The 12,029-nt window shown below is 62.3% G+C and carries 9 protein-coding genes; 5 read left to right on the top strand and 4 right to left on the bottom strand.

Annotated features, from left to right (window positions below):
• The first annotated feature begins 288 nt into the window (after positions 1–288).
• From BLU26_RS11200 to BLU26_RS11190, 3 genes are all read left to right on the top strand, one after another.
• Positions 289–1,455: an efflux RND transporter periplasmic adaptor subunit gene (locus tag BLU26_RS11200; protein WP_092286677.1), complete on the top strand. Its 1,167-nt coding sequence runs from the start codon at positions 289–291 to the stop codon at positions 1,453–1,455.
• An 83-nt stretch (positions 1,456–1,538) separates the two neighbouring features.
• Positions 1,539–4,742: an efflux RND transporter permease subunit gene (locus BLU26_RS11195; RefSeq protein ID WP_092288460.1), complete on the top strand. Its 3,204-nt coding sequence runs from the start codon at positions 1,539–1,541 to the stop codon at positions 4,740–4,742.
• On the top strand, positions 4,735–6,171 hold the full coding sequence (locus tag BLU26_RS11190) for an efflux transporter outer membrane subunit (RefSeq protein ID WP_092286675.1): 1,437 nt from the start codon (positions 4,735–4,737) through the stop codon (positions 6,169–6,171). Before BLU26_RS11195 ends, BLU26_RS11190 begins: the two co-directional genes overlap by 8 nt.
• A 15-nt stretch (positions 6,172–6,186) precedes the next feature.
• Here BLU26_RS11190 and BLU26_RS11185 read toward each other — a convergent pair whose 3' ends face one another.
• The 4 genes from BLU26_RS11185 to BLU26_RS11170 all read right to left on the bottom strand — a co-directional run bounded on the left by BLU26_RS11185 (position 6,187) and on the right by BLU26_RS11170 (position 9,869).
• Positions 6,187–6,738, bottom strand: coding sequence for a cupin domain-containing protein (locus tag BLU26_RS11185; protein WP_092286673.1), 552 nt, complete (start codon positions 6,736–6,738; stop codon positions 6,187–6,189).
• Positions 6,739–6,870: 132 nt separating this feature from the next.
• Positions 6,871–7,941: an alanine racemase gene (alr, locus tag BLU26_RS11180; RefSeq protein ID WP_092286671.1), complete on the bottom strand. Its 1,071-nt coding sequence runs from the start codon at positions 7,939–7,941 to the stop codon at positions 6,871–6,873.
• Positions 7,942–8,236: 295 nt separating this feature from the next.
• Entirely contained in the window at positions 8,237–8,593 is a 357-nt protein-coding gene (locus BLU26_RS11175) for a RidA family protein (RefSeq protein ID WP_092286669.1), read from the bottom strand.
• A complete protein-coding gene (locus BLU26_RS11170) occupies positions 8,568–9,869 on the bottom strand; it encodes a D-amino acid dehydrogenase (RefSeq protein ID WP_092286667.1) in 1,302 nt (433 codons plus the stop codon). Before BLU26_RS11170 ends, BLU26_RS11175 begins: the two co-directional genes overlap by 26 nt.
• 138 nt (positions 9,870–10,007) lie before the next feature.
• Between BLU26_RS11170 and BLU26_RS11165 the strand changes: the two genes are divergently transcribed.
• Both BLU26_RS11165 and BLU26_RS11160 read left to right on the top strand, forming a co-directional pair.
• Entirely contained in the window at positions 10,008–10,502 is a 495-nt protein-coding gene (locus BLU26_RS11165; protein ID WP_092286665.1) for an Lrp/AsnC ligand binding domain-containing protein, read from the top strand.
• A 90-nt stretch (positions 10,503–10,592) separates the two neighbouring features.
• A complete protein-coding gene (locus tag BLU26_RS11160; RefSeq protein WP_092286663.1) occupies positions 10,593–11,897 on the top strand; it encodes an NAD(P)/FAD-dependent oxidoreductase in 1,305 nt (434 codons plus the stop codon).
• The last annotated feature ends 132 nt before the right edge of the window (positions 11,898–12,029 follow it).

Below are 12,029 nucleotides of genomic sequence, written 5' to 3'. Positions count from 1 at the left end.
GGCAATAAGCTTGCAGGATCGCGCAAATCAAAGGCTGCAAGGCGGCGCTTTGCATTCCTGCAGTGCAATTTGACGCCCTTCAGGCCCCAAAGTCGCGCATGGCGGCAATTGCCTTTTTCTCTGACAAAAACAGAATTAGGCAATTGTTGCGCAGGACTACGCTATCGGATGGCGCGTATGGCCGCGTATCGTTCCCCCCATACCAAAGCCCTGTCTGAACCGGTTCGCCTCGTGCGTGCAGGGCTTTTTCGCATTGCCAGGCCAATTTGCACACAGGGAGCAAACAGCATGACTACTTTCGCCCTAAGGAACGTAAAACAACTCGGCGCACTCGGGCTGCTGCTGGCGCTACTCGCTGGTTGCGATGCTCAGGGTCAGGAGTCGGCAGCGGCGCCACCGGCACCCGCCGTTCAGGTGGCGACCGTGAGTGCCCGCGAAGTGACCCTCTGGGATACTTTCACCGGCCGTATCGCCGCGCCGGAAACCGTGGCCTTGCGGCCGCGTGTCAGCGGTTACATCGATTGCGTGGCCTTCACCGAGGGCGAGTTGGTGAAGCAGGGCGACGTGCTCTTTGTGATTGATCAGCGCCCTTATCAGGCGCGGCTGCAGATGGCGGCCGCCGAACTGCAGCGGGCGCGCAGCCAGTTGCAGCTGAGTGACCGCGAAGCCAAGCGTGCCGAGCAGCTGTGGGAGCGCCGGGCCATTTCCCGTGAAGAGCTGGAGCAGCGTAGCGCGGCCCGGGCGATTGCCCGCGCCGGTGTCAATTCGGCCCAGGCGGCACTCGATAACGCCAAGCTGGAACTGGCCTACACCGAAGTGAAGGCTCCGGTGGGCGGTCGCATGGGGCGAGCGGAAATCACCCGCGGCAACCTGGCCACCGCCGACAGCACGCTGCTGGCCACGCTGGTTTCGGTTGACCCCATGTATGTGTACTTCGAGAGCGACCAGCAGACCGCCGACAACAATCCCTACACCAGCGCTGAGCAGAGCGCGGTGCCGGTCAAGGTGGGCCTGGCCAACACCCAGGACTACCCGCACAACGGCCAGCTCGACTTTGTCGACAATCAGTTCAATGCGGCCACGGGGACTCTGCAATACCGCGCCGTGGTGGCCAATCCGCAGGGGTTATTGCGTCCGGGACAGTTCGCCCGCGTGCGGATGCCGGTAGCCGCGGCCAGCAAGGCGATTCTGATTGACCAGAAAGCCGTGCTGACCGATCAGGATCGCCGCTATGTCTACGTGCTGGATGAGCAGAATCAGGCGACCCGCCGTTTTGTGCAGACCGGCCGGCGCATGGATGGCCTGCTGGTGATCCGCGAGGGTCTGGCCGACGGCGACCGTGTGGTGGTCAACGGCCTGCAGAAAATTGCCTTCCCGGGTATGCAGGTGGCGCCTGAACCGGTCGCCATGGCCAGTGCCGAGCGGGCCAACGCCATAGCGCAGAACAGTCTGTAATCGCGTTTCTCTGATACGCAAAAACCACATCTTTGTTGCCAGGAGGCGCGCTCATGCGAGCGCGCCACAGGGAGAGTCTTGCCGTGAATATTTCACGTTTTTTCATTGATCGACCGATCTTTGCCTCGGTGCTGTCGATCATCATCTTTGCCGTGGGCCTGATCAGCATTCCGCTGTTGCCGGTCAGCGAATACCCTGAGGTGGTGCCGCCCAGCGTGCTGGTCAGCGCCAGTTACCCCGGTGCCAACCCGAAAACCATTTCAGAAACCGTTGCTACGCCGTTGGAAGAAGCCATCAACGGCGTGGAAGACATGATCTACATGAAGTCGGTGGCCGGCAGTGACGGCAGCCTGGCGCTGACCGTGACCTTTGCCCTGGGCACTGACCCGGATCAGGCCCAGGTGCAGGTGCAGAACCGGGTCTCGCAGGCCTTGCCGCGGCTGCCGGAAGATGTGCGCCGTCTTGGGGTGACTACGCAGAAGCAGTCGCCCAACCTGATGATGGCGGTGCACCTGATCTCGCCGGACGACAGTCTGGATGCCACCTACATCCGCAACTACGCGGTGCTGCACATTCGCGACGAGCTGGCGCGCATTCCCGGCGTGGGCCAGGCCGGGCTGTTTGGTGCTGGTGACTATGCCATGCGCCTGTGGGTCGACCCGCAGCGGGCGGCCTCGCTGGGCGTGACTGCCGGCGATATCAGCGCGGCGGTACAGGAGCAAAATGTGCAGGTTTCGGCGGGTCAGATTGGCGCGCCGCCGATGCCCGGTGGCTCCGACCTGCTGATCTCGATCAATGCCAAGGGGCGGCTGGACAGTACCGAGGCGTTTGGCGATATCGTGCTGAAAACCGGCGCCGATGGGCAGATCACCCGGCTGCGCGATGTGGCGCGGATCGAGCTGGCGGCGCAGGAAGATTCGCTGCGCGCCCTGCTCAATGGCCGTCAGGCGGTTGCCCTGCCGATTTTCCAGGCGCCGGGCTCCAACGCGCTGGACGTCTCCAAGGCGGTGCGCGCCAAGATGGCCGAGCTGGATGACGACTTTCCCAAGGGCCTGAAGTGGGAAATCGCCTACGATCCCACGGTGTTCGTCAGCACCTCCATCAGCTCGGTGATCACCACCCTGCTGGAGGCGGTAGCGCTGGTGGTGCTGGTGGTTATTCTGTTCCTGCAGACCTGGCGTGCCTCACTGATTCCCTTGCTGGCGGTGCCGGTCTCGATTGTCGGTAGCTTTGCCGTCTTGCTGATGCTGGGCTTCTCAATCAACACCCTGACGCTGTTCGCCATGGTGCTGGCCATCGGCATCGTGGTGGACGACGCCATCGTGGTGGTGGAGAACGTCGAGCGCAATATCGAGCAGGGTCTGGCGCCCTTGGCCGCCGCCCATCAGGCCATGCGTGAAGTGAGCGGGCCGATCATCGCCATCAGTCTGGTGCTCTGTGCCGTCTTCGTGCCCATGGCCTTTCTGGACGGCATTACCGGTCAGTTCTACCGCCAGTTTGCGGTGACTATCGCCATCACCACGGTGATCTCGGCGATCAACTCGCTGACCCTGTCGCCCGCATTGGCGGCGACCCTGCTCAAGCCGCACGGCGCTGCGCCGGACTTGCCTACGCGTATTCTTGATCGCGGCTTTGGCTGGCTGTTTCGCCCGTTCAACCGCTTCTTCCAGCGCAATGCGCTGCGTTACGAGCGCTTTGTGGGTCGCAGCTTTGGCCGTCGCGGGCTGGTGTTCGGGGTTTATCTGATCCTGCTGGCGAGCACCGCCTTCATGTTCAATCAGGTACCGGGTGGCTTTATTCCAACCCAGGACAAGACCTATCTGATTGGCAGTATTCGCCTGCCGGAAGGCTCCACCCTGGACCGCACCGAAGCGGTAGCGCGGCGGGTGAGTGAAATGGCGCTGGGCACCGAAGGCGTGGCCGACGCCGCCGCCTTTGTCGGCTTTAACGCGCTGCAGGGCACCAATACGCCGAATATCGCCACTGTGTTTGTGCTGTTCGACGACTTCGCGATTCGCGACCGCACGGCGCTGGAAATTGCCGACGACCTGAACGCCAAGCTGGGCGGTATCAATGAAGGCTTTGCCATCACCTTCATGCCGCCGCCAGTGTTTGGCCTGGGCGCGGGTTCTGGCTATTCGCTGTATATCCAGGATCGCAGCGGGGCCGGTTACGGTGCGCTGCAGCAGTCCACCGATGCGCTGGCGATGGCATTGGCGCAAACCCCAGGGCTGGGCTTCCCGATCACCTCCTACCAGGCCAACGTGCCGCAACTGGATGCCGAGGTGGATCGCCTGCAGGCCAAGGCCCAGGGCGTTCGGCTGGATGACCTGTTCGGCACGCTGCAGCTGTACTTTGGCTCGCAGTACATCAACGACTTCAACCTGTTTGGCCGCACCTATCAGGTCAAGGCGCAGGCGGATGCCTCGTTCCGCGATGAGGCCAGCGATCTGGATCACCTCTACACCCGCAATGCCCAGGGCGACATGGTGCCGCTCAATACCATGGTCAGCCTGACGCAGAGTTTTGGTCCCGATCCGGTGATCCGCTACAACGGTTACCCGGCATCCGATCTGATCGGTCAGTCCGATCCGGCGATGTTGTCGTCCGGTGAAACCCTGGCGACGGTGGCCGAGGTGGCCGGGCAAACGCTGCCGGCTGGCATGAGTGTGGAGTGGACCGACCTGAGTTTCCAGCAGATTACTCAGGGCAACGCGGCCTTGGTGGTCTTCCCGCTGGCGCTGTTGCTGGTGTTCCTGGTGCTGGCGGCGCTCTATGAGAGTTGGGTGATGCCGCTGGCGGTAATTCTGATTGTGCCCATGTGTCTGCTCGCTGCGTTGGTTGGCGTGTGGCTGAGTGGCGGCGATAACAACGTGTTTGTACAGGTGGGCCTGGTGGTGCTGATGGGCCTGGCGTGCAAGAACGCGATTCTGATCGTCGAATTTGCCCGCGAACTGGAAATGGCGGGTATGCAGACCATCAAGGCCGCGCTGGAGGCCAGCCGTCTGCGTTTGCGGCCGATCATCATGACCTCGGTCGCCTTTATCGCCGGGGTGGTGCCGCTGGTACTGGCCACCGGTGCCGGCAGCGAAGTGCGCAACGCCATGGGCATTACCGTGTTCACCGGCATGTTGGGCGTGACCCTGTTCGGCCTGCTGCTGACCCCGGTGTTCTACGTCGCCCTGCGCAAGCTGTCGGGCAAATCGCTGGCGCTGACGCCAGCCACTGCGGCGCCACACACGGCGACTGCCAAAGCGAGTCACGAACAGGAGAGTAACCATGAATAAGCGACTGCACCGACCCCTGCAGCGCGCGTTGCCCTTTGCCCTCAGTTTGCTGGTTACCGCCTGCGCGGTGGGCCCGGATTACCAGGCCCCGGCGCCGGTGCAGGTTGACCGCTTCAGTCAGGCGAGCAATAGCCAGTTGGATCCGGCGGCAGAGCAGCGTTTCTGGGCCGGGTTCAACGACCCGATCCTGGCAGGCCTGGTAAAGCGGACGCTGGCGGGCAACCTTGATCTGCAAACCTTGCTGGCGCGTTACCAGAGTGCTGAAGCCTTGCTGCGAGGCGCCCGGCGCGAGCGCTGGCCAAGTGTGCGGGCGCAGGGGGGCGCTGCCGAGCAGCACCTGGCAGAAGTTGAGCGCAGTACACCGGATCAGCAGCGCGTCGAGCAATACTCTGCCGGCCTGGTGGCGAGCTGGGAGCTGGATTTCTATGGCCGCCTGGCCCGTGCAGTCGAGGCCAGTGAGGCCGAGCTGCAAGCCTCCGCGGCTGACCTGCAGGCGCTGCAGGTAGCGCTGACCGGCCAGTTGGCCAGCAGCTATTTTGCCCTGCGCGGACAACAGCAGTTACTTGCGGTAGCGCGGCAGAATGTGGCGCTGCAGCAGGAGTCGCTGGATATTGTCAGCGCGCGGCTGGAGGCCGGCCGCGGTACCGAGTTTGATCGTCTGCGCGCCGCGGCCGAGCTGGACTCGCTGCGTGCGCTGGTGCCGCAGCGTGAGGCTGCGGTCCAACTGAGTATGCATCGCCTGGCGGTGCTCACCGGGCAACCCCCGGCGGCGCTGAATGCGCTGCTGGCAGAGGAGCGGCCGATGCCTGCGGTGGTCGCCGAGGTGCCGGTAGGCACGCCGGCCCAGGTGCTGCGGCGCAGGCCTGATATTCAGGCCGCCGAGCGGCGTCTGGCCGCCGCCACCGCGCAGGTGGGCGTGGCCACGGCGGATCTGTTCCCCCGCTTCACCCTGGGTGCGCTGCTCGGTTCAGTCGCGGGTAGCGGTAGTGATTTGTTCACCGCTGGTGCCGAATCGCGACGCGTCAGCCTGGGCATCGACTGGACCTTTCTGGATGTAGAAGGAGTGCGCGCGCGTATCGCAGCGGCCGATGCCCGCGGCGCCGAGCGGCTGGCGCAGTATCAGCAGACGGTGCTGAACGCCTTGGAAGAAACCGAGAATGGGCTGGTCAATGTACGTCAGTCGCAGCGCCGCAGTGACTGGCTGCAAACCGCCACCGAGTCTGCCGAGCAAGCGGTCGAGCAGGCGCGGCTGCGCTACGAGCAGGGGTATATCGAGTACTTTGAAGTGCTGGATACCGAGCAGGCGCTCACCGCAGTGCGCAGTGATCTGGTGCAAAGCCGTATCGACGCGGCGGTGGCCATGGTGTCGGTGTATCAGGCCATTGCCGGCGCGCCGGTCATGGATGCAGAGCCCTTGGCGCAGCGCTAACGCTGCGCCTTCTGCTCAGAAGTTGGCCGGGGTAGTGGCGCTGATCAGCAGGCAGTCCTGATCGGCCGACGGATTACGGAAGCGGTGCGGCTGGTTGCTGTCGAAATAGTAGCTGTCACCGCTCTCGAGCAGATACACCTCGCCGCCCACGGTCACTTCCAACTGGCCCCTGACCACGGTGCCGGCTTCTTCGCCTTCGTGATTAAGCATGTCCGGGCCGGTATCGGCGCCGGGTGGATAGGTCTCGTTCAGAAAGGAAAAGGCGCGGTTGGGGTGCCCCTTGCCGACCAGCTTCATGGTCACGTCATTGGTGCCGATATCCAGCAGTTCGTCGGCGCGGTAGATCACCTTGCGCTGCGCATCTTCTTCCAGCTCCAGCGAGAAGAAATCCACCAGCGACATGGGAATGCCGGAGAGTACCTTTTTCAGGGAGCTGACGGAGGGGCTGACGCTGTTCTTCTCGATCATCGAGATGGTGCTGTTGGTAACGCCGGCTCTCTTGGCCAGTTCTCGTTGTGATAAACCCTTGAGTTTACGGATGGTTTTCAGGCGGGCACCAACGTCCAAAGGCAGATTCCTCCAGGGAATAGTCAGACAGGTTACACAGGCAGGTGTGCACAATGAGGCGAATCATTGCACGGCTGTTCAGAATTTTCAACAGATCGCAGACTGTCCAGTCATTCCTGCGCGGCGCGAGGTTCAGCCGATGTAGCGGCGTGGCACGCGGTTGAGGTTGCAGAACAGTTGGTATGGGATGCTGTCGGCCCAAGCCGCGACCTCACTGGCGTTGAGCCCTTCACCCCACAGGCGAACGGCGCTGCCCAGACCGCTACCGGGCAGCTCGGTGAGGTCAACGGTGAGCATGTCCATCGAGACGCGACCGATCAGCTGACTGCGCTGGCCGTCGATCAGCACCGGGGTGCCGTCCTTGGCGTGGCGCGGGTAGCCATCGGCATAGCCCATGGCGACCACGCCCACGCGGGTCGGACGCTGGGTGATGTAGCGCGAGCCGTAGCCGATGGGTTCACCCGCGGGGAGTTCACGGACGGCGATAATGCGTGATTCCAGCTGCATGACCGGGTGTAACCATTCGGCCTGCGCCTGCGAAAAACTGAATGGGGTGGCGCCGTAGAGCATGATGCCGGGGCGCAGCCAGTCGCCATGCGCGGCTGGCCAGGCCAGCACGCCGGGTGAGTTGCACAGACTGGCCGGGCCGCTGAGGTCGGCGGTGGCGTCGGCGAACACCGCCAGCTGCTCTTCGGTACGGCCGGTGTCGGGCTCATCAGCGCGGGCAAAGTGGGTCATCTTGGTCAGGCTGGCGACCTTACTGCTGCCCTCCAGGCGCCGCCAGATATCGGCGTACTCGGCTGGGCTAAAGCCCACGCGGTGCATGCCGGTGTCCAGTTTCAGCCAGATATGCAGCGGGCTGCGCAGTTGCGCGGCCGCCAACTGATCCAGTTGCGCTTGATGGTGCACCACCGCCCAGAGCTGATGCTCAACCAGCAGCGGCAGCTCGTCGGCGTCAAACCAGCCTTCGAGCAGCAATATGGGTTTGCTCACGCCGGCGGCGCGCAGCTCTAATGCCTCTTCGATACAGGCCACGGCAAAGCCGTCAGCCACTTCACTCAAGGCTTCGGCGCAGTGCACCGCCCCATGCCCGTAGGCATTCGCCTTGATCACCGCCAGCGCGCGTTGGCCGGACAGGGATTTGGCCAGCAGGTAGTTGTGGCGCAGAGCGTTGAGGTCGATCAGGGCGTGGGCTGGGCGCATGAATAGGGTCTTGAAAAAATGCGGGGCTGGATGCCCCGCTAAGCTAAGGGACGTGCTGAACAATTGCGCAACCTCTCTGGCCAGAAGGCCTCAAGGGCAAGCGCTCAAGCATGCATCTGCTGCGTTGCGATTCTTGCCAAGAGCACCACTATTGGCGGCGAATCACGCCTTGCATCTGCACGCTTGATCACTCGCAGAGAGTCTGTGCAATTGCTCATCACGTCCCAAGATTATCAGACGCGGTTCCGCGGCGGGAATGCGCGGCTGATGAGGGGGGCGGATTTAAGCGCGTCGGTCAGATGGCCGCGACCACCGACATTTCGACCAGGATCTCCGGCTCGCAGAGCTTGGCTTCCACCGTGGCGCGGGCTGGCGCGGTGCCGCCTGGTAGCCATTGGTCCCAGGCGCTGTTCATGGCGGCAAAGTCGGCGTCGATGTCTTTCAGGTAGATGGTCACCGAGAGAATCCGCGTCTTGTCGCTACCGGCCTGGGCCAGCAGGCTTTCGATTTCCTGCAGGGTGCTGCGGGTCTGAGTGGCGGCGTCTTTGTCCAGATCGTCATCGGCGGCTACCTGGCCGGATAGGTACACGGTGTTTTGGTGAATCACGATCTGACTCATGCGCTCGTTAGTGAGCTGTCGCTGGATGGCCATGCGGGCTGTGTTCCTTGTCTTGTGCATAACGGTTGAAATTGTAGTCGCTGGCGCCAATCGCGGTCTTCTTGCCGTCAATCAGGTCGGCAAGTAACTGGCTGGAGCCGCAGGACATGGTCCAGCCCAGGGTGCCGTGGCCGGTATTGAAGTACAGGTTGCGCAGTTTACTCGCGCCGATGATCGGCGTGCCATCCGGCGTCATCGGGCGGAAGCCGGTCCAGAAACTGGCCTCGCTGACCGCGCCGCCTTCGGGGAAGAGGTCGCTGATGACCATTTCCAGGGTGGCGCGGCGCTTGTCGCTGAGGCTGTCATCAAACCCGGTGAGCTCGGCCATGCCGCCCACGCGGATACGGTCGGCAAAGCGGGTCATGGCCACCTTGTAGGTTTCATCCATGATGGTCGAGACCGGCGCCATGGCGTCGTTGGTCACCGGCAGGGTCAGTGAATAGCCTTTGACCGGGTAGATTGGCAGCTCCATACCCAGTGGGCGGGCGAGTTTGGGCGAGAAGCTGCCCAGCGCCAGCACGTAGCGGTCGGCGTGCAGGGATTCGCCATTGGCCAGGCGCACACCATTGATCTGAGTGCCGTCGCTGAGCAGTTCGTCTATCTCGCAGTTGAAGCGAAATTGCACGCCCAACTCGGCAGCCTTGGCCGCCAGGCGGGTGGTGAACAGGTGGCAGTCGCCGGTTTCATCGTTGGGCAGGCGCAGGCCGCCGACGATCTTGTGCGCGCTGGGCGCCAGGCCGGGCTCGATGCGCACACAGCCCTCGCGGTCGAGCAATTGGTAGGGCACGCCACAGCGTTCGAGCACGGCGATGTCCTGCGCGGCAGCGTCCATTTGCTTCTGGGTGCGGAACAGCTGCAGGGTGCCCAGCTCGCGGTGCTCGTAATCCACACCGCTGTCCTTGCGCAGCGCCATCAGGCAGTCGCGGCTGTATTCAGCCAGGCGCATCATGCGCTCCTTGTTCACCGCATAGCGTGCTTCGGTGCAGTTGCGCAGCATCTGCAGCATCCAGCGGTACTGCTGTGGGTCACTGGTGGGCTTGATGGCCAGCGGTGCGTGTTTGGCCAGCATCCACTTGACTGCCTTCAGCGGCACGCCGGGGGCCGCCCAGGGGGCCGAGTAACCGGGAGAGATCATGCCGGCATTACCGAAACTGGTTTCCAGCGCCGGCCCGCTCTGCCGATCTACCACGGTCACCTGATGACCGGCCTTGGCCAGATACCAGGCGCTGGTGATGCCGATAACGCCACTGCCGAGAATGAGCACCTGCATGTTGCCGCTCCAAATGAGTAGAATGTTGCCCGTGGGCGATATCACTATTCTATGGCAAGTGATCTGGTCTCATTTTTTGTTTATTTTTAGAACTGCGAGTAAAGATTCTTTGTAAATAACGATATTCAGAGATTTTTCATGAAAACGAAACGAGCCTCCAGCCGCGAGTTGGACAAGATCGACCGGCACATCCTTGAGCTGCTGCAGAATGAAGGGCGCATGTCCTACGTGGAGCTGGGTGAGCGCGTGGGGCTCTCAACCACGCCCTGTATGGAGCGGGTCAAGCGGCTGGAGCGGGAGAAATTCATCCTCGGCTACGGCGCCCGGCTGAACCCGCAGAAGCTGCAGGCCAATCTGCTGGTGTTTGTCGAGATCAGTCTGTATTCCAAGTCGGCGGACATATTTGATGATTTTCGCCGCGCGGCCATCAAGCTGCCGCACGTTCTGGAGTGCCATCTGGTCTCGGGCGATTTTGATTACCTGATCAAGGCGCGTATCTCCGAAATGGCCTCCTACCGTAAGCTGTTGGGCGACATCCTGCTGCGCCTGCCGGGGGTGCGTGAGTCGAAGAGCTATATCGTCATGGAGGAGCTGAAAGAGACACTGGCCATCCCGATACCCGAGGCAGATTAAGTCGCGCTGTCATTGTTCTGTCTGCGCTTAGTGTTTATGCTGCTGTAAATTTTTATTGACACTCGTTCGCCTATTTCAAACGGATACCCCATGTCAGCCAATCCCACGCACACCCACGAGCACGCTCCCTCCTACTACGCGGCCAGCGTCAATCGACAACTCACGTTGCCGGTGTTGCAGGGTGAGGAGCAGGCGGATGTCTGCATTATTGGCGGCGGCTTTACCGGCCTGAATACCGCCATCGAATTGGCGCAGAAGGGGCTCTCGGTGGTGCTGGTGGAGGCGCATCAAATCGGCTGGGGCGCGAGTGGCCGCAATGGTGGCCAGCTGATTCGCGGCGTCGGCCACGATGTGGACCAGTTCGAGAAGCAGGTGGGCGCCGAGGGTGTGCGTAATCTAAAACTGATGGGCATCGAGGCGGTGGAGATCGTCAAGCGGCGCGTTGCCGAGTTCAACATCGACTGCGACCTGATCATGGGTTACTGCGACCTGGCCAACAAGCCCGCGCACATGGAGGGTTTTCTGGCCGACAAGGCCGAGCTGGAAGCGCTGGGCTATACACATGAGCTGAAGATGATCGAGCGCGACCAGCTGCATAGTGTGGTCAACTCCGGCCGCTACATCGGCGGTATGAGCGACATGGGCTCGGGTCATCTACATCCGTTGAATCTGGCGCTCGGTGAAGCGGCGGCGGCGCAAAGCCTGGGCGTACGCCTGTTCGAACATTCCTCCGTCACCCAGATCGATTATGGCTCCACGGTTACCGTGCATACGGCGACCGGCAAGGTGAAAGCCGCGCAACTGGTGATTGGCTGCAACGCCTATCTGGGGCGACTGCACCCCAAGCTCAGTGGCACCGTGATTCCCGCCGGCAGTTACATCATTGCCACCGAGCCGCTGGGTGAGGAGCGCGCACGCGGGCTGATCCCGCAGAATATGGCGCTGTGCGATCAGCGCGTGGCACTGGATTACTACCGTCTTTCGGCTGACCATCGGCTACTGTTTGGCGGCGCCTGCCATTACTCCGGGCGTGATCCGGCGGACATCGCCGCCTATATGCAGCCGAAAATGCTCAAGGTGTTCCCGCAACTGGCCGGGGTAAAGATCGACTTCCAATGGGGCGGCATGATCGGTATTGGCGCCAACCGTCTGCCGCAGATCGGCAAACTGCCGGATCAGCCCAACGTGTTCTACGCTCAAGCCTATTCCGGCCATGGCGTGAACGCCACCCACCTCTCGGCCAAGCTGCTGGCAGAGGCCATCAGCGGGCAGGCCAGCAGCGGTTTTGAGCTGTTCGGCAAAGTGCCACACATGGCCTTCCCCGGCGGGCAGCGCTTGCGTGCACCCCTGCTTGCACTGGGCATGCTTTGGGAGCAGACCAAGGAGCTTTTCTAAGCTCGCTTGGAAAAGCGCGGCAAGCGACAAGCTCCAAGCTTCAAGCGGAAAATCCGCAGAGCGTTTGGGGTCTGATTGCCTCTGAACTGCGGATTGTACTGATTAACTCGATTCCCTCCTGCTGGCTTGTAG

The organism is Halopseudomonas sabulinigri (assembly GCF_900105255.1).
GTDB classification, from domain to species: Bacteria; Pseudomonadota; Gammaproteobacteria; order Pseudomonadales; family Pseudomonadaceae; genus Halopseudomonas; species Halopseudomonas sabulinigri.
The sequence above is the reverse complement of the archived record's forward strand: the minus strand, read 5'-3'. Positions and strand labels throughout refer to the sequence as shown.